This is a genomic window from Rhodococcus marinonascens NBRC 14363, from assembly GCF_001894885.1.
GTDB classification, from domain to species: Bacteria; Actinomycetota; Actinomycetes; order Mycobacteriales; family Mycobacteriaceae; genus Rhodococcus_F; species Rhodococcus_F marinonascens.
In genome coordinates, this window is sequence record NZ_BCXB01000017.1 from 1 (window position 1) to 17,806 (window position 17,806).

Sequence of the window (17,806 nt, forward strand, 5' to 3'; positions counted from 1 at the left end):
GGAAGTCGGTGTCCGTGTCGCTCTGACCTGAAATAAGTTACGCCACCCCCACCACAAAACCAAATCGCCAGGTCACGGCCATCAGAGCATTACGTCAAGGCACCCAGTACTTGACGGCCAACTCCTCGATCACCACATCTCCCTCGGAGGCCTGCTCCAATGTCGCCAGGTCGGAGTCGATGGAGACCAATCGAGGATCGTCTCCCTCTGCCTGCTGGACTGGGTGCCCCCCGTCCTCTGTCAACTGACGCAGCAGCTTCTCTCGCACCCGGTCCTTCAACGAATCGCCCATATCGAAATCATGGCGGTGCGGAGGTGGGTTGTCGAGCGTCCGACCCGCTCACTCCTCAGTCTTGTCTTTATCCGTCACTCTGCCCTTTTTGCCGAAGACTCGAAGCGCGGTCGGAATGAGAACGATCAACGCGCCCAGCATCGCGATCAAGGAGAAAACCTGCATTGCCATCTGTGAACCGACTTTCTGTTTCGCACGTACGAACCCGGCTGATGAGGATCGTGGCAGAGACGACGGCACCTGCTGCAACAGCGCACCGCGCGTGAACCCCGCACCGTCGGGAGCGATCCATCTCGCGTGCCCGTATGTCCAGTGTTCACGATTCGATCGCCGTTCGTAGGGCTGCTGCCGAACTTGTCAAGATGATTGTCGCGGTCATGGTGGATGGAGCCGCCCCCTTCTGGGAACAGCGGCCACACTTCAGTGTGAACCGTCGTCGACCATTCCGTGATCCGCATGCATCACGTTGCGGACCAGACAAACCGGACGGACGTGTTGCACCTCATACCGACGGGGCGACTCGAGCCGCTCGGCCACCCAGATCTGGTGTCGAAGGGGTTTCGAAACGCAAAAGCCCACCATGGTTTTCGTATCGTCGCACGACCCTGGGAACGAGAAAGCCACAGGTGAAATGTTCACCTGTGGCTTTCCCCTGAGCTGCCTGAGAGAATCGAACTCTCGACCTTTTCATTACGAGTGAAATGCTCTACCGACTGAGCTAAGGCAGCGGTGCCTTTCGGCGGTGGCGAGTCTAGCGCCTCAACCCCGTGTATGCGAAAACGGCTCCCTGAACGCGTCCCCAAGACTGGCCACCATGGCATCGACAGCCCACTGCGGCTTGACGTTGACGCTGATCGCCTCGCGGCACCCGAGGACCGCTTCGATGCAGTTCAGAAGACCTTCAGGGGTTGTCCGTGAGGCGAGGTCGGCAGCTCGATCGGCCATGTCGGGGTGATTCGCGGCGGCGCTCGACCCCCACGCGACAGCCAACGCATCACGGTAGAGGCCCGCCAGATCGACGAGCGCACGATCAAGTGCGTCGCGCCCCGTGCGAGTGTTTCGGGACTTCTGTCGCTTCTCGAGGTCCTTCAGAACCCCGGCCGAGCCACGGAGGGCTCCGGCCGCACCCTTGCCGGTGCCGCCTGCACCCAGTGCTGTCCGCAACTCCTCGGTCTCCTGCTCGTCCCGTGCGGCGCTCATCTCCTTCGCTTCCGCTTCGGCCGACCGCACCAGTTCTTCGGCGGCAGCAAACGCGGTCACGGGGCGCAATGCTGCTACAGCGACGTCTAGAGCATCCTTGCGCCGCACCCTGGCGTTCAGATCCGTTGCGAACCGCCGCGCACGTCCCACGTGGCCGCCACTGATCGACGCCGCCAACTGCGCCTCGCCTGGATCCACTCGATCTCGCTCGCACAAAACCTTTGCGATCGATTCTGCCGACGGCGTGACCAGGCGAATGTGCCGGCAGCGCGAGCGCAAGGTCACCGAAATATCCTGGGGGTCCACCGAAGGCGCGCACAGCAGGAACACCGTGCGGTCCGGCGGTTCCTCGACCACTTTCAGGAGTGCGTTGGCCGCACCCTCGGTGAGTCGGTCGGCGTCCTCGACCACAACGATCTGCCAGCGCCCCGTACTCGGTCTCCGAGACGCCATCTGCACGATGGCACGCATCTCCTTGACGCTGATGCTCAAACCCTCCGGGACAACTTGCCGAACGTCGCCGTGAGTGCCAACCATCGCTGTGGTGCAGGCGTGGCATTCGCCGCACCCAGGGACGTCTTCGCTGGTGCATTGGAGTGCAGCGGCGAAACACTGCGCGGCCACCGACCGACCCGATCCGGGTGGTCCGGTGAACAGCCACGAATGCGTCATCGCGGAGCCCATCGAACCAACTCCACTGCGGGCCGCGGTAGCCGCGGCCGTCAGTTCGGCCTCGACGTGCTCTTGGCCCACCAACCGGTCGAATACGGTCATTGGCAGAGCCTATCCGCCACCTGCGACATCTCGATCGGTCCGAGGTAGCGGCTCACGCCTTCTTTTCCGCAGCCTTCTTTGCGGGCGCCTTCTTAGCCGCGGTCTTCTTCGCAGCCTTCTTTGCGGGCGCCTTCTTCGCGGCCGGCTTTTTCTTGACGGGACCACGGGCGCGGCGGTCTGCCAGCAGTTCCGATGCACGAGCGTCGGTGACGGACTCCACCTCGTCGCCCTTTCGGAGGCTGGCGTTGGTTTCGCCGTCCGTCACGTACGGCCCGAACCGACCGTCCTTGATCACCATCGGCTTCTCGCTGATCGAGTCGACCCCCAGTTCGCGCAGCGGCGGAGTCGCAGCGGCCTGACGCCCACGGCGCTTCGGCTCCGCGTAAATCTTCAGAGCTTCGTCCAAGGTGACCGTGAAGATTTGGTCCTCGGTGGCTAGGGACCGCGAATCCGTACCCTTCTTGAGGTATGGGCCGTACCTGCCGTTCTGTGCGGTGATCTCGTCTTTCGATTCGGGGTCGACACCCACCACACGCGGTAGCGCCAGAAGTTTGAGGGCGTCATCAAGAGTCACTGAGGCCAAGTCCATCGACTTGAGCAGTGACCCCGTCCGCGGCTTCGGTCCGGCGGCCTTCTTCGCAGCGGCCTTCTTTGCCGCGGTCTTCGTCTTGGTGGTCCCATCCGCCGCCTCGTCGGAAACCGGCACCACCGCCGGCTCGGGCTCCGGTTCCGGCTCGGGCAGGATCTCCGTGACATACGGGCCGAAGCGTCCTTCCTTCGCGACGATCTCGTGCCCGGAGATCGGGTCGACGCCCAGCTTGCGACCTTCCTGCGGCGTCGAGAACAGCTTCTCTGCGTACTCAGGGGTCAGCTCATCCGGCGGAAGGTCGTCGGGCAGGTTAGCTCGTTGCGAGATGAGATCGCCTTCGGGATCATCCGGATTTTGAACCACCCGCTCGAGATATGGACCGAAACGTCCGACCCGGACGTGCACTTCCCGCCCGTCGGCGTCGTCGAACAGCCTTATCGAGTTGACCTCGCGGGCATCGATTTCCTCAAGGTTGACGCCGACCATCTTCTTCAGTCCGCCCTCACGGGCAACCGAACCCTCGGCTCCGTGATCGCCCCCGAAGTAGAAGCTGTTCAGCCAGTTGCCTCGCTGCTCCCGACCGCCGGCGATCGCGTCGAGATCGTCTTCCATCCCAGCGGTGAAATCGAAGTCCACCAACCGTCCGAAGTGCATCTCGAGGAGGCCGATGACGGCGAACGCCACCCAAGAAGGGACCAGCGCACTACCTCGCTTGTAGACGTAACCCCGATCGAGAATGGTCTTGATGATCGACGAATACGTGGAGGGGCGGCCGATGCCCAGTTCCTCGAGGGTCTTGATGAGGCTCGCCTCGGTGTAGCGGGCAGGCGGATTGGTGGTGTGACCGTCGGGATCGAGCGTGGTGGCGGTAACCGCCTGGCCCTCGACGAGGACCGGCAGCCGCGACTCGGCGTCGTCGGACTGGCCGCCCGCCTCCTCGTCGACACTCTCCACGTACGCCTTCAGGAAACCCGCGAACGTGATCGTCCGGCCCGAGGCGGAGAACGTGCATTCCTCGCCGGTCCCCGCGGTGCCGGAGATGCGAAGCGTCAACGTGGTGCCGCGGGCATCTGCCATCTGCGACGCGACCGTGCGCTGCCAGATCAGCTCGTACAGCCGGAACTCGTCGGTATCGAGGCGCGAATGGAGTTGACCAGGGGTCTGGAAGATATCACCGGAGGGACGGATGGCCTCGTGAGCCTCCTGCGCGTTCTTGACCTTGCGGGTGTACTGCCGCGGCGACGGGTGGACATACTCAGCGCCGTAGAGCTCGGTAGCCTGCGCTCGGGCTGCGGCGATCGCAGACGGCGACAGCGTCGTCGAGTCTGTACGCATGTAGGTGATGTAGCCGTTTTCGTACAGTCGCTGAGCAATCCGCATCGTCCGCTCCGACGTGAAGCGAAGTTTGCGGCCCGCTTCCTGCTGCAACGTCGAGGTCATGAACGGGGGATAAGGCTTACGGGTATACGGCTTGCTCTCCGCGGACGAGACCGTGAGGTCGACGCCGGCAAGGGATTCGGCCAGTCGGCGCGCGCTAGCCTCGTCGAGAACAGTGACCGTGCTCGTCTTCAACTGGCCGTCGGGTCCGAAGTCACGGCCGGACGCCACACGGGAACCATCGACGCTCACCAAACGCGCCCCGAAACTGCGAGGGCTCGCCTCGGACCCGGCATCGAGGGTGGCGGAGATGTCCCAGTAGGAAGCCGAACGGAACGCCATTCGTTCACGCTCCCGCTGGACGATGACGCGGGTCGCAACGGACTGCACTCGGCCTGCCGACAACCTCGGCATGACCTTCTTCCACAGCACCGGGCTGACCTCGTACCCGTACAGACGATCGAGGATCCGGCGGGTCTCCTGTGCGTCGACCAGGTCCGTGTCGAGCTCGCGGGTGTCTTCGGCCGCCGCGCGGATGGCCGGCTCGGTGATCTCGTGGAAGACCATCCGGCGAACCGGGATCTTCGGCTTGAGGGTCTCGAGGAGGTGCCAGGCGATCGCCTCGCCCTCTCGGTCGGGGTCGGTGGCGAGGAAGAGTTCGTCGGCATCCTTCAGGAGGCTCTTCAGCTCCGCGACCTTGGACTTTTTCTCCGGACTGACGACGTAGAGAGGTTCGAAATCGTGGTCGACGTTGACGCCGAGCCGCGCCCACGACTCCCCCTTGTACTTGGCCGGGACGTCCGCAGCTCCGCGGGGAAGATCGCGGATATGGCCGACCGACGCCTCCACCACATAGTTCTTTCCGAGATACGGAGCGATCTTGCGGGCCTTGGTCGGCGACTCGACGATTACCAGGCGGCGAGGCAGTCCGGACGCTCCCGCCGCACCCTGTGCACTGCCGTTGTCCCCTTTAGCCACCAGTAGCCCGAGCCTTCCTGAAGTTGATCGCTGCCATTCGACAATTGTGCAGACAAACCCTTTTATACCCGGTTCGCCTATTACTAGGGTGACATACCCGGAACCCATCCTCGCAGATCAATACCGCCTACACGGCCCCGCGGTTCTGGCCGGATACGCGATTCATCGACATTTCGTGGCGCCTCACCAATGCTCTCGATGAGTCTGCCGAGCCTACGCCGACCAGAGATCCGTAGCCCCGGACCGGACCCGCGCGTACCGATCAGGGTCGGCGCGATACCCGCTCGCATCAGGGCCTGGGCCAACGGTGCGTGGGTATCCGGGGCGTGCGGATCGAGCCCGAGGACAATCCGCTGACCCGCAACTTCACCCCGACCCGAGGCCAACGCCCACATCCTCAACTGGCGCCCCGATGGAACCCAGCCCGCAGGCACTGCCTTGACCGCCCCCCTGGTCCATTGTTCAGCGAGTGGACCCAACTCGAGGACGGATCCAGTACGGACCAGCAGACTGCCCTCGTCGCTATGCGTGATTTCGACCTCGAGGCCGGCCTGGGCGATCAACTCTGCGATCCCCTCAGCCCGCCACAGGGCATCCACCATGATCGAGATCCTCGCTCGCCCACCTGACGCAACCACCTGACCCGGCGCGGCGAGGAGCCCACTCAGGTCGGTGATCGCCGGCGGCATTGCCTCGGCGGAGAAGAAAGAGAGTTGGCTCACTGAAGTATTCCTTTTGCCACGGCACCATTGTCGTAGAACGCGTCGTCCCCCACCGCCTCAGGCGATGGGGGACGACAGGGACGCGGCCACGAGGACCCCGTCCGCCTGAACTACATGTTCACAATGGTGAACGGCAGAATCAGACTGCGTGAACGCCGGTGGCCTGGGGACCCTTGGTTCCCTGACCTACCTCGAACTCCACGCGTTGGTTCTCCTCGAGGGTGCGGAAACCGCTGCCCTGAATCTCGGAGTAATGGACGAAAACGTCAGCGGAGCCGTCCTCCGGCGCAATGAAGCCGAAGCCTTTTTCCGCGTTGAACCACTTCACGGTGCCCTGTGCCATGCTTTTCCTTCTCTTTCTAACCACCGGATGCGACGGACAGCCCATACAGTCCGCCGGGCCGGTTCCGAGCGCTGTACTACTAGATTTCCCCCTCAGGAAAAGCGAGAGCACCGCGTTCGCAACATCGATCCTGCGAACGCTCACTCTTTCAAGTCCACGAACACAGAAGCTGCGACCAGTTGTAGTCAACCATGAACACCGCACACACAACAGTAGAAATCCGCACAATTCGTACAAAAAAAGTCGATCTGATAGCGGAAGGCCGTCAAACGCCGCATTCGCCAAGTGCCCGCCGCCCCCGGACAACAACTCCAAGAAACGTTCGTTAGCATTAATGCGCAGGTCGTGGCGGCATGGAAGCTACTCGCCCGTCCCCTACGACAGCCCGGAGACAATAGTGAGCGCACCGTTTTCACCACGTGACAGCAGTGGAGATACGGCCGGAACATACGGTCGCGCACTGCTCGACCGGATTCTCGAGGGTCTTCCCCACAACGAATCCCCCCTCACATTCGCCGCGGAGATTCCGGCACGGACTTCCTCATTTTCCGAATGGCCCGCCTGGGCACATCCGAGCGTCGTTCGGACCATGCAGGAGAACGGGATCGCCCTCCCTTGGAGTCATCAGGCCGCCGCCGCCAACCTGGCCCACCAGAGGACGAACGTCGTCGTCTCCACCGGCACTGCGTCGGGCAAGTCGCTGGCCTATCAGCTTCCGGTACTCACCACTCTGGCAACGGATCCGCGGGCGACTGCCCTCTACCTCTCACCCACCAAAGCACTCGGCGCCGACCAACTGCGGGCCGTAACCTCACTCATCGACTCGGAGGACGAACTCCGCAGCGCATGTCCGTGCGTATTCGACGGCGACACGGCACTCGAGGTACGGCACTGGGCCCGAGAGAATTCACGGTGGCTGTTCACCAACCCCGACATGCTGCACATTTCCTTGCTCCGCACTCATCAACGTTGGGCGCACTTCTTCCGCGGTCTCGCCTTCGTGGTGATCGACGAATGCCACTCCTACCGTGGCGTCTTCGGCTCCAATGTGGCACTGGTGCTGCGTCGTCTGCGCCGTATCGCCGCACGGTACGGCGCCGATCCCGTCTTCGTGCTCGCCTCTGCCACCACCGCTGACCCCGGCGCGGCGGCGGCGCGCCTGATTGGCGCACCCTGTGCCGAGGTAGTGGAAGACGGTTCACCGCGAGGGCCCAAAACGGTGGCGCTCTGGGAGCCACCACTCGTGCGTGAGTCGACCGGGGAGAACGGCAGTCCGGTGCGCAGATCTGCAGTCGCGGAGGCAGCGCGGATCATGGCTGACCTGATCGTCGAGGGGGCTCGTACTCTCACCTTCGTCCGCTCGCGGCGCGGTGCAGAATTGGCGGCGATGACGACCAAACGTCTACTCGGCGGAGTTGATTCCGAACTCGCGTCGCGGGTTGCATCGTATCGCGCGGGCTATCTGGCCGAGGACCGCCGCGAACTCGAGGCCGCACTCGCCAACGGCACCCTACTTGGCGCAGCCACGACAAACGCACTGGAACTCGGAGTCGACATCGTCGGCCTCGACGCCGTCGTGGTGGCTGGATTCCCCGGAACGGTGGCATCATTCTGGCAGCAGGGGGGCCGTTCCGGACGTCGCGGGCAAGGCGCGCTGGTAGTTCTCGTTGCCCGTGACGACCCCCTCGACACCTATTTGGTGCACCACCCGTCTGCGTTGCTGGACAAGCCCGTCGAGGCGACTGTCACCGACCCTAGCAACCGGTACGTTCTTGGTCCACAGCTGCTTTGCGCGGCAATGGAATTACCATTGTCTGACGCAGAGGCCGAAGAATTCGGTGCAGTCGGGCTCCTCGGAGAACTCGCAGAGCAGGGGTTGATTCGACGCCGGGTGCATGGCTGGTTCGTGACCGCCGGCACAAATCCTCATGGTGCACTGAATATTCGGGGCGGAATTGGCACCCAGGTTGCAATTGTCGTCACCGAATCGGGACGAATGCTCGGAACCGTCGATGCGGGGCGCGCGCCCGCGACAGTGCACCCCGGTGCCGTTCACTTCCATCAGGGAGAGTCGTATGTCGTCGACGAACTCGACCTGGAACAGGGACTCGCCTTGGTGCACGCGGAGGAGCCTGACTGGACGACGTCCGCCCGCGAGACCACCGAAATCACCGTCACGGCGGTGCTCGAGCAAAAACTGTTCGGCGAACTCGAAGTTGTACTGGCCGAAGTGGAGGTCACCCATCAGGTGACCGGGTATCTGCGCCGGCTATCTTCGGGTGTGGTCCTCGACGCGGTCGAGTTGGACATGCCGGCGCAAACCCTGCCCACCCGCGCAGTCATGTACACGATCACCCCGGAACTTCTCATGCGGGCAGGTGTTCCGGCGGAATGTGTGCCCGGTGCACTACACGCCGCCGAGCATGCCGCCATCGGCCTGCTGCCACTGGTCGCGGTGTGCGATCGAGGCGACATCGGCGGCGTCTCCACTGCCCTGCACGCCGACACCGGGCTACCGACGGTGTTCGTCTACGACGGCTACGCCGGCGGCGCCGGATTCGCCGACCGGGGCCACGCCGAGATGACCCACTGGCTCGATGCGACCAGAGAAGCGATCGAGTCATGCGAATGCACGACAGGCTGCCCGTCATGCGTGTACTCACCGAAGTGCGGAAACGGAAACGACCCCCTGGACAAGGCGGGGGCGATACGGGTCCTCACCGCGGTCTTGGAGGCACTGGTCTGACGCGAACAGCCGACCTACCGACGGCGAAGAGGTGGGCAGGCCGACCGTTCTATGGAAGCGCGCGAACTCCAACGCGCACTTGATCAATGCATCGACGTTTGTCCAGGCCTCACTCCGCCGGGCCCGCCCTCGCCACAGCCTTCGCGGCGCGGAGGCCGAACGAGGACCGAGGCACCGGCACCGTAACGGTCACCTCCACGTCCCAGCCCTCTACCTCGGCAAAGCGTTACACCTCCGGTCTCCGACCGACAAAGCCCCCCAACGGAGGTCATCACACCGCGGTGTTCAGCGCTTTGTCGATGATGTTCGTCAACGCCGTGACGATGCTATCGGCGGTCACGACCGAATAGAGGACGCGCCGAATGCGGCGGCCGCGATCGTGCCGATTGCGTAGCCGACTATTGATGATTACACTGAACAGCCGGAGTGGCGCTCGTCGTGCACGACGAGCGCCGACCACGCGCAACGGGAAGCCGTGTGATCGCAGCCTGTATTGCCACGCGTCCGCCTACGATCCTGATTCGTGATCGAGTTGGACAAAGCGCAGCTGACCGAGGCGGAAATCCGTACTCGGTACGTGGCACCTGGGCTCAGTGCGTCGGGCTCACCGCTCAGCTCCATGCGCGAGGAGTTCTACTACTTCTCTGCGGGCCGGATCCAGTCGAGAACACGCTCAACGAGGCGAACACCGAGCCGATCGCCGACCGGTCGCGCCCAAGCGGTGCTGCCCAATCCCTAGATGGCCGATCAGTTGCTCGTCGGCGCTGTCCACGCCCCCTCCGATAACGCTGGCCAGCGTGCCCAATGCCACGGTCCGACAGTAGGGAACAACGATGTCCGTCTCAACGCTCAAAATCGGCTGGATCGGTGTCGGCCGGATGGGATCTGAGCTCGTCACCCGGCTGCTCGATGCCGGTCACGACGTCACCGTTTGCAACCCCACTGCGTCGAAGGGGCAGGCCTTGGCTGACCATGGTGCCGCGATTGCGCGAAGACCCGTCGATCTGGCCGACCACGACCGAGTGTTCAGCATGGTGTCCTCCCGGAGGGACCTCGAGGAGGTGGTGACCTCGGCCACCGAGCGGGCCGCATCGCCGATCGCCTTGCCGATCTGGTGCGCATGCTCAGCAACGCGATCGCCGAGGCCGTGTAACGGCTGCAGCCCAACAACTTGAACCGCAAGGTCGCAGGCAGCTTGGGGAATATACCTATGGGGGTATGACGTCTGTATTAGAAACCACAACAGAAAGGAAGGACTGACATGAGGGTTTTAGTGCTTGGTGCGGGGTTCGGTGGCTTGGAACTGACGACGGAGTTGTCCGATGCGCTCGGTGAGGAGGCCGAGGTCATCCTGATCGACAAGACGGAAGGCTTCGTCTTCGGGTTCTCGAAGCTGGACGTGATGTTCGGCCGGGCCACGCCCGAAAGCGTCTTTCACCCGTATCGGGACTGCATAAAACCCGGAGTTGAGTTTGTCCAGGCGACCATCTTGTCGATCGACCCCATGCGACGTCGAGTGCAGACCGACGCTGGCCCCTATGAGGGCGACGTGCTCGTGGTGGCTCTGGGCGCGGACCTTGACCCGGCGGCCACACCAGGCCTACTCGAGGGTGGTCAAGAGTTCTACACGGAGGCCGGAGCGTTCGCTGCCGCTGATGTATTGGCCGACTTCTCAGGCGGGCGGGTGATCGTCGGCGTGACGTCGACGCCGTTTAAGTGCCCCCCGGCGCCCAGCGAGGCGGCGCTGTTGCTCCACGACTTCCTCACCGAGCGTGGACTGCGCGAAGGGTCAGACATTTCCCTGGTGCTGCCATTGCCTAGCCCGTTCCCGCCCGCACCCGACGCTTCGAGGGCCGTGCTGGCGGCGTTCAAGGAGCGGGGCATCGGCTTTTATCCTAATGACATGGTGCGGGAGATCGATCCGGTCCGAAACATCGCCAGGCTCGCCGGCGGTGACGAGATGGAGTACGACCTTTTTCTGGGCGTGCCAGTTCATCGCGTACCTGCTGTGGTCGAGGAAGCCGGGATGTGTGTGGACGGATGGGTGCCCGTGGACCCGTACACATTGCAGACACGGTTCACCGACGTCTTTGCGCTGGGCGACGTCGCCAGTGTCGGCACGCCCAAGACGGGCGTGTTCGCGGCGGGCCAGGCCGTGGTGGTCGCCCAAGCGCTCATCGCCAGATGCCGAGGTGGTCAGTCACAGCCCTACGGGGGCAGAGGCATCTGCCACCTGGAGTTCGGCAACCAGCAGGTCGCCACGATCGACGTCACGTTTCCCCCCGGTAAAACACCGCACGGAGCCATGGTCGTGGGCCCGTCGGCGGCGATCGCTGCGGACAAGTCCGAGTTCGCCGCGACCAAAATCCGGCGGTGGTTCGGACGCGACTAGCAGAACCCGCTTCGCTCGGGGTTGCGTCCCGGGGCGTGGTGTATCTAACGTCTGCCCGGCCTGAACCCGCCGTGTTCGAGCGTCCCGGTGAGTCCGCGCTCTGCGCGCATCGATGCGATCAGCGGTAGGTCGAGTGCCTCCGCTACATCGGGCCCGCGCAGTCCGCCGGGCGCCGGTCCGCGAACCACCAAGCCCTGATTAGGGTTCCGCTCGGCGATCCACTTCGACACTTTCCCGGCGGCGATGCATGCGCGCACGGTGGCGGGCACGACGAGAAGCACCAGATCCGCCACTTCCAGGACAGTCTCCGTGACCTGGCTGGGAAAGCGGGACGCATCGCAGACGACCAGATCGCCCGCATGACGGCCGGCGTCGATCACCGCGCGGACTGCGGCCGCCGTCGGCCCCGCACCACCGTGACTGCTCCGGCCGCAGGCGAGCACCCGAAGCCGCTCGCCCAGGGGTGGGAGTGCGTCGCCGAGATCACCCGCTGGCTCGCTGCGACCAAAGAAGCGATCGAGTCATGCGAATGCACGACAGGCTGCCCGTCATGCGTGTACTCACCGAAGTGCGGAAACGGAAACGACCCCCTGGACAAGGCGGGGGCGATACGGGTCCTCACTGCGGTCTTGGAGTCGCTGGGCTGACGCGAACGGCCGACCTTACCGACCCAGAATCGGTTCGGCAGACCGACCGTTCGACGCCATTGCGCGCGAACTCATACGCACACTTGATCGTTGGTGAAGCGAGTCATGCAGTCGGAGATCGCGCCTGCACAGACCTCACTCGGCCGGACCCGCCCTCGCCACAGCCCTCGCGTCACGGACGCCCAACGAGGACAGAGGCACCGGCACCGTAACGGCCACCTCCACGTCCCAGCCCTCCACCTCGCAGGACATCACCGCGGTGCGCATCCGTTCCGCGACCTCATGTGCAGCGGCGCACGCCGCGTCGGTGCCATGGTCCAACCCGATCGCCGCGGCAAGAGCAGCCAGATCCGCGGCCGACTGCGCCCGGTGCCGTACCGACACCACCGTCCCGACCTGCATCAACATCGCCGTGATCGCGACCAATGCTGCGAGCGCACAGCACGCCAGCACCGTCGCGGAACCTCGGTCATCGGCGATCACCGAACTCACCGTCCTCCCCCGCTCCACCCCGGAACCGTGGGCTCGAGTGCCGCGACGGCTTCTGCCGAGATGTTCACGAGTGGAAGGAGTGGACTGCTGACCCGCACAGTCGCGACGACGAACTCTCCCTCTGCCCGGACTCTTACTTCGGCACCGTCGGGGGCAACCCTGGCTGCGGTCGAGATCGCTGACTCGCGATCACCACGAGCGGCGAGCCTGGCAGCCTCACGTGCCGAATCGACGCAGCGGACCTGCAACGTCGCCGCAGTGATCGCGCCGACACACAGCACGACCACCGCCATGATCGAGGCGATCGCGATCGCCGCCTCCACCGTTACACCTCCGGTCTCCGACCGGATAAGCCCCCCAACGGAAGTCATCACACCGCGGTGTTCAGCGCTTTGTCGATGATATTTGTCAACGCCGTAACGATGCTGTCGCCGGTCACGACCGAATAGAGAACGGCGCCGAACGCTGCGGCCGCGATCGTGCCGATTGCATACTCTGCCGTCGACATTCCATCCTCCTCCACTGCGAGCAGCGTCAGTCTGGCCGTCAATGCGGCGATCCCACGTTCCATGGTGTTCCCCCTTTGGAGTATCCGGCGCAGCGGTTCTGCGCCGGAAGTATCTAGTTGTCACAGCAGTCCGCCATCGAGCACCTGTGAGGCCAGACCGACCACAATGGGAATGATCCCGAGGCAGATGAACGCCGGCAGGAAACACAGCCCCAACGGCCCGCTGATGAGCACTCCAGCGCGTTCGGCAGACGCCGCCGCCAAGTGTTCAGCGTCCGTACGACTGTCGGTGGCGAGTTCTGTCATGGAACCCGCCAGCGACGAACCTGATCTGGCCGACCGTCGCGCCATCCGGGCGAGCGATTCGGTGGCCGCGTCCGACGCCGCCGTCTCCCATGCGGTCGCGGGGTCTGCTCCCAACGCCAGCAGATCCGCGGCACGACGCAGCGATTTCGACAGTGGTTGTGGTGCCGATCGGGACACTGCCTCGGCTGCGGTCGCGACCGGAAGTCCCGCACGCAAGCATGCCGCCAGCAGATCGAAAGTCGCCGCAGCCGCGAGAGGATCCTCTCGTGGTAGCACATCGTTCGCTGAGTTGGCCACACCAGCCGAGTCTCCATGGTGTTGCTGCAATCGCTGCATCGGCGGCCTCCGTCCAGGGAGGACGAGCAGAGCGCACGCAGCGAGGAGCACTGCACACCAGATCATCCGGTCACGCGTCCGGTGATCCGATCTGTCCACAACAGGCCCGCGCACACGAGTCCCACTCCGAGCATCAAGAGGATTCCGCCCACTCCACCACCGAACAACACCGTCAGCGGAGCCGCGCCCATCATCTGACCGAGGCCCACACCCAGCAGCGGTAGCCCTGCGAGCACACTTGCGGTCGCCCTCGCCCCCGCCAGTCCGGCCTCGGTTCGCTGACAGAAGCGACTGCGTCCCAAGAGATCCGTGCGCGCCGCCTCGAGAAGCTCCGCCAACGCCAATCCGTGCACTTCGGCAACGGCCCAGATGTCGGCGATTCGCCCTAACTCGATGCCGACCCGAGAGTTGGTGATCCGGAATCCGTCAGCGGCAGATCCACCGAGTCGCGAGCGCGCCGAAGCCGCCCGGAAGGCTGCTGATACGATGCCTGCGCACTCGTCGGCGGCGGTCTCGCAGGCCGCGGCGGGATGCGCGCCCACGCGGAGTTCTGCCGTCACCACCTCGAGGCTCGATACGATTACCCGCAGCTCCGCGCTCTTCGCTCGCGCCGAACGGCGACGTCCTAGCCTGAACCAGATTGTCGCGCAGACGATCACCGCCGCAGCCACCGCGTAGGGCCCGCCCAGCTCGTATACGACCGGAACACCGACGAGCGCGACAGGAACGGTCCAAGGCAATGGCGCCCGTCGACGGCTCGGTCCCCTGCCCGTGACCGCGATCAATCGGGGTCGTGACCCTGAAGACGGCACCGCCAGCATCGCGATAGCGAGCGTCACCAGACCTGCGATCATGACACCCCCTCACTTGGCGGATCCAATGATCCGCGGCGAGAGCACAAGTGCTGGAGCCGCTGCGCTCCCGGCCCCTCTCCGACGCCCTCGCTCCAAGCGGGCGCAATCGTGACAAGCCCGTCCACTTCGCGCGTGACGACACCGATCTCGGTCAACCGCCGCGCTCCACTCGAAGACCGGTGGACGTGCAGGATCACCTGGACGGCGGCAGCAAGTTGACTGTGCAGGGCTGCCCGATCCATTCCGCCCAGTGCCGCCAGCGCTTCGAGCCGTGCAGGCACCTCCTCTGGCGAGTTCGCATGTACCGTTCCCGCACCACCGTCATGCCCCGTATTGAGTGCAGTCAGCAGATCGACCACCTCGCCGCCCCGCACCTCACCTACGACAATCCGGTCCGGGCGCATCCGTAGTGACTGTCGGACGAGGTCCCGGACGGTGACCTCGCCGACACCTTCGACGTTGGGAGCCCGGGCCACCAACCGGACCACGTGCGGGTGCGTCGGCGCCAGTTCCGCAGCGTCCTCCACGCAGACGATCCGCTCGGCCGGATCGACCGCTCCGAGCAGCGCGGCCAGCAGCGTAGTCTTGCCCGCCCCGGTACCGCCGGTGACCAAAAAGGCGAGCCGTGCGTGCACGATCTGCAACAGCAGTTCGTGGGACGCTTCCGTCACCGCACCGCGCTCGACCAGTGCGTCGAGACCCTGGGTGGCTGGGCGAAGGACCCGCAGCGACAGGCAGGTACCGCCCTGTGCGACGGGAGCAAGTACGGCATGGAGGCGGACTCCGAACGAACCATTCCCGACCTCCCGGAGGGAGCCGTCCACCCACGGTTGCGCGTCGTCAAGTCGGCGGCCGGCGGAGAGGGCAAGGCGTTGAGCTAATCGGCGCACCGAAGCCTCGTCGGCGAAGCGGACCGCTGTGCGTTCGAGCCCTCGGCCGCAATCGACCCACACCTGATCGGGTGCGGTGACGAGCACGTCGGCGACACCAGGCTCGGTCAGCAATGATTCGAGCGGACCCGCCCCGGTGAGTTCGGTCATCAGTACGCGCAACGCTCCGAGCAGGTCGGTGTCGCCGAGCACCCCGCCGGACTCTGTGCGGATGGCCGAGGCGACCATCGCGGGCGTCGGTTCGCAGGACGAGCGTGCGAGACGCTCGCGCACCCGGTCGAGAAGGTCGGGGGTGACGAGGGAACTCACGCCGCCCACTCTCGCGACCTCGGTCTACTGCCGACTGTGTCGAGGACTGCCCCGGCCGCGACGCTGAGCGACGAACGTCTGCCCGGCCTGAGCCCGCCGTGTTCGAGCATCCCGGTGAGTCCGCGCTCTGCGCGCATCGATGCGATCAGCGGCAGATCGAGTACCTCCGCCACATCCGGCCCGCGCAGCCCCCCAGGCGCCGGTCCGCGAACCACCAAGCCCTGATTAGGGTTCCGCTCGGCGATCCACTTCGACACTTTCCCTGCGGCGATGCACGCGCGCACGGTGGCGGGCACGACGAGAAGCACCAGATCCGCCACCTCGAGGACAGTCTCCGTGACCTGGTTGGGGAAGCGGGACGCGTCGCACACGACCAGATCACCCGCATGACGGCCGGCGTCGATCACCGCGCGGACTGCTGCCGCCGTCGGCCCCGCACCACCGTGACTCCTCCCTCCGCAGGCGAGCACTCGAAGCCGCTCGCCCAGAGGTGGAAGTGCGTCACTGAGGGCGTCCGAGGAGATGCGGCCTCCCTCGATCGACAGCCCGGACCATCGCAACCCCGGCACGTCCTCAATTCCCAGCAGCACGTCGAGACCGGATCCCCAGGCGTCGGCGTCGAGCAGAAGGGTCGACTGTGACCGTGTCGCCGCGGTGAGAGCGATCGCCGCCGCCAGAGTGGAGGCGCCGGCACCACCGCAGCCACCGACGATGGCAAGGACGGTGCCGTCCCCTTCTAGCCGTTCTGGTTGCTCACCGAGCACAGCAACGAGTGCCGCTTCGTCGTCCGGCACTCCGAGCACGTGTTCCGCGCCGACGGCAGTCGCAATCCGCCACTCGTCGATAGCCGGTGTGCCGTCGCACAGCAGAACCACCCGGCGTCGACGGGGGAATAGGTTGCGGCACGCGGCGGCCGTAGGGCTGTCCAGGATCACGATCGGCGCGGTCCCCCAGACCTGCCGCGCATCCGTGACGTCGGCTTCGTTCAACCCCCGGTCAGCCGCCGCTGCGACCCGCCTGATGCTGTGCAGCAGCGCCGGGTCCTCGACCAGCACCAGTACGTCACCGCCACCTTTTGCGTCCATGCAGTGAGCGTGACCGGTACATCGGATCCCCGACAGGGGGTCTGCTCGAACTGTGGACAACCTCGGCCCTGTGGACAAATACTGGTACTGTCGCACCAATTCAATGGCGCGAACTCACCCCACCTTGCCTCAGACAGAGGACGACCCTCGCCAGGGGGGGAGGAGGCGAGGGTCGTCTGTGTTCAGCCCCGGGGGGTCGGGCTGAACACCGTCCGGATCAAGTCCGGAACATTTGCAATACTACACCTTCCCCGATCGGTATCCGCAAGTGCGATTGCGGAGCCTGTTTGCCAGGCGGAAACACCACGGGTGTTCGGTATCCGAACAAGAATACCGACCGGAATTCCGGTTATCTTCCGGAGCTGTGTCCGGGGCACCGTGCCCAGCACAACCGCTCCCAGCACAACCGCTCCCACGAAGCCGCTGACGAGTACCGGCCCGGGTCCGCGGACCTTGCGACGGCATCGTCATGCTCGCGACATCCGGCTTGGACGTGAAGCCTCCCACCGGGGGCCGGGTCCGCACACAGCATCATCCGGGCGCCGGCGGCAAAAGACAGCACCCTGAACCAGCGGGGTGAAGCTTCGTTGCTGTAGCAAAGGAAACGAGGACCGAGCTTGAAGAGGGCCCCAGCTGAAAATTGCTGGCCCATATCGACTTTCTCGAATCCGGCATTCCCCCGGACCCACTTTCAGGCGTTCTTCGCTGCCACTTCCGAGGCGGCTGCGGCCATGAATCGAAGCCGCTGCGGCCATGAACGCAAGTGCAGTCGCCGCGGGCGCGTTCACCCAACGAGCATTGCGCCACAAGCACTGAACGCCGCACTCCGCGACGCGGTCACAAACCAAATTTGCCCCTTGCAGCAAGGGTTGCCGCGGGGTACAAAGGAGTTACGGAAGAACGGAAGGCCAAAATCGACCCGGAAGAGAAGGATCGATTTCCCGACCAGGATTCCTAGCACGGGCA

The 17,806-nt window shown here is 64.7% G+C and carries 17 protein-coding genes, 1 tRNA gene and 2 pseudogenes; 4 read left to right on the forward strand and 16 right to left on the reverse strand.

All coding sequences use genetic code 11. From position 1 onward, the window contains the following. Positions 1-94: 94 nt before the first annotated feature. The 7 genes from RM2_RS13820 to RM2_RS13845 form a co-directional block, all read right to left on the reverse strand. The gene (locus RM2_RS13820; RefSeq protein ID WP_072690133.1) at positions 95-292 is read right to left on the reverse strand and encodes a hypothetical protein; all 198 of its coding nucleotides are present in this window, start codon (positions 290-292) and stop codon (positions 95-97) included. Between the two features lie 48 nt (positions 293-340). After that, complete coding sequence (locus RM2_RS25640; protein ID WP_281250418.1) at positions 341-463, reverse strand: hypothetical protein; 123 nt, start codon at positions 461-463, stop codon at positions 341-343. A gap of 484 nt (positions 464-947) precedes the next feature. Next, positions 948-1,020: transfer RNA gene (locus RM2_RS13825), tRNA-Thr, on the reverse strand. 31 nt (positions 1,021-1,051) lie between these two features. Then, positions 1,052-2,266, reverse strand: coding sequence for a DNA polymerase III subunit delta' (locus RM2_RS13830; RefSeq protein ID WP_072690135.1), 1,215 nt, complete (start codon positions 2,264-2,266; stop codon positions 1,052-1,054). Positions 2,267-2,318: 52 nt separating this feature from the next. Continuing rightward, positions 2,319-5,210 (reverse strand): type I DNA topoisomerase, encoded by a 2,892-nt coding sequence (gene topA, locus RM2_RS13835; protein ID WP_072690137.1) that lies wholly within the window; start codon positions 5,208-5,210, stop codon positions 2,319-2,321. 83 nt (positions 5,211-5,293) lie between these two features. Beyond that, on the reverse strand, positions 5,294-5,932 hold the full coding sequence (locus tag RM2_RS13840; protein ID WP_245813933.1) for a hypothetical protein: 639 nt from the start codon (positions 5,930-5,932) through the stop codon (positions 5,294-5,296). Between the two features lie 139 nt (positions 5,933-6,071). Further along, positions 6,072-6,275 carry a cold-shock protein gene (locus tag RM2_RS13845; RefSeq protein ID WP_072690139.1) on the reverse strand — a complete coding sequence of 68 codons (204 nt, stop codon included), beginning with the start codon at positions 6,273-6,275 and terminating at the stop codon, positions 6,072-6,074. A 397-nt stretch (positions 6,276-6,672) separates the two neighbouring features. Between RM2_RS13845 and sftH the strand changes: the two genes are divergently transcribed. Beyond that, positions 6,673-9,021, forward strand: a complete 2,349-nt coding sequence (gene sftH / locus RM2_RS13850; protein ID WP_072690141.1) for a DEAD/DEAH box helicase — start codon at positions 6,673-6,675, stop codon at positions 9,019-9,021. 271 nt (positions 9,022-9,292) lie between these two features. On the opposite strand, the pseudogene RM2_RS25235 reads toward sftH, so the two are convergent. After that, positions 9,293-9,426: pseudogene (locus RM2_RS25235) on the reverse strand (DUF4244 domain-containing protein); the annotation flags it as partial. Between the two features lie 428 nt (positions 9,427-9,854). Between RM2_RS25235 and RM2_RS13860 the strand changes: the two are divergent. Both RM2_RS13860 and RM2_RS13865 read left to right on the forward strand, forming a co-directional pair. Then, positions 9,855-10,196: an NAD(P)-binding domain-containing protein gene (locus RM2_RS13860; RefSeq protein ID WP_072690143.1), complete on the forward strand. Its 342-nt coding sequence runs from the start codon at positions 9,855-9,857 to the stop codon at positions 10,194-10,196. Between the two features lie 86 nt (positions 10,197-10,282). Further along, positions 10,283-11,413, forward strand: a complete 1,131-nt coding sequence (locus tag RM2_RS13865) for an NAD(P)/FAD-dependent oxidoreductase (RefSeq protein WP_072690145.1) — start codon at positions 10,283-10,285, stop codon at positions 11,411-11,413. A 44-nt stretch (positions 11,414-11,457) separates the two neighbouring features. Here RM2_RS13865 and RM2_RS13870 read toward each other — a convergent pair whose 3' ends face one another. Further along, complete coding sequence (locus tag RM2_RS13870; RefSeq protein WP_373863337.1) at positions 11,458-11,856, reverse strand: CpaE-like family protein; 399 nt, start codon at positions 11,854-11,856, stop codon at positions 11,458-11,460. 33 nt (positions 11,857-11,889) lie between these two features. Between RM2_RS13870 and RM2_RS25930 the strand changes: the two are divergent. Then, positions 11,890-12,060 (forward strand): annotated as a pseudogene (locus RM2_RS25930) (Zn-binding domain-containing protein); the annotation flags it as partial. Positions 12,061-12,195: 135 nt separating this feature from the next. Here RM2_RS25930 and RM2_RS13880 read toward each other — a convergent pair. The 7 genes from RM2_RS13880 to ssd are packed head-to-tail and all read right to left on the reverse strand — an operon-like array spanning position 12,196 to position 16,840. Continuing rightward, a complete protein-coding gene (locus RM2_RS13880; protein WP_072690150.1) occupies positions 12,196-12,552 on the reverse strand; it encodes an Rv3654c family TadE-like protein in 357 nt (118 codons plus the stop codon). Next, positions 12,549-12,923 carry a TadE family type IV pilus minor pilin gene (locus RM2_RS13885; protein ID WP_072690151.1) on the reverse strand — a complete coding sequence of 125 codons (375 nt, stop codon included), beginning with the start codon at positions 12,921-12,923 and terminating at the stop codon, positions 12,549-12,551. The genes RM2_RS13880 and RM2_RS13885 overlap by 4 nt, the downstream gene beginning before the upstream one ends. After that, entirely contained in the window at positions 12,923-13,123 is a 201-nt protein-coding gene (locus tag RM2_RS13890) for a DUF4244 domain-containing protein (RefSeq protein WP_072690153.1), read from the reverse strand. The genes RM2_RS13885 and RM2_RS13890 overlap by 1 nt, the downstream gene beginning before the upstream one ends. Before the next feature lie 57 nt (positions 13,124-13,180). Beyond that, the gene (locus tag RM2_RS13895; RefSeq protein WP_072690155.1) at positions 13,181-13,768 is read right to left on the reverse strand and encodes a type II secretion system F family protein; all 588 of its coding nucleotides are present in this window, start codon (positions 13,766-13,768) and stop codon (positions 13,181-13,183) included. Beyond that, positions 13,765-14,556 carry a type II secretion system F family protein gene (locus tag RM2_RS13900; RefSeq protein WP_072690157.1) on the reverse strand — a complete coding sequence of 264 codons (792 nt, stop codon included), beginning with the start codon at positions 14,554-14,556 and terminating at the stop codon, positions 13,765-13,767. Before RM2_RS13900 ends, RM2_RS13895 begins: the two co-directional genes overlap by 4 nt. Further along, positions 14,553-15,755 (reverse strand): TadA family conjugal transfer-associated ATPase, encoded by a 1,203-nt coding sequence (locus RM2_RS13905; RefSeq protein ID WP_072690180.1) that lies wholly within the window; start codon positions 15,753-15,755, stop codon positions 14,553-14,555. Before RM2_RS13905 ends, RM2_RS13900 begins: the two co-directional genes overlap by 4 nt. Continuing rightward, positions 15,752-16,840, reverse strand: a complete 1,089-nt coding sequence (ssd, locus tag RM2_RS13910) for a septum site-determining protein Ssd (RefSeq protein WP_072690159.1) — start codon at positions 16,838-16,840, stop codon at positions 15,752-15,754. Before ssd ends, RM2_RS13905 begins: the two co-directional genes overlap by 4 nt. Positions 16,841-17,806 lie beyond the last annotated feature (966 nt).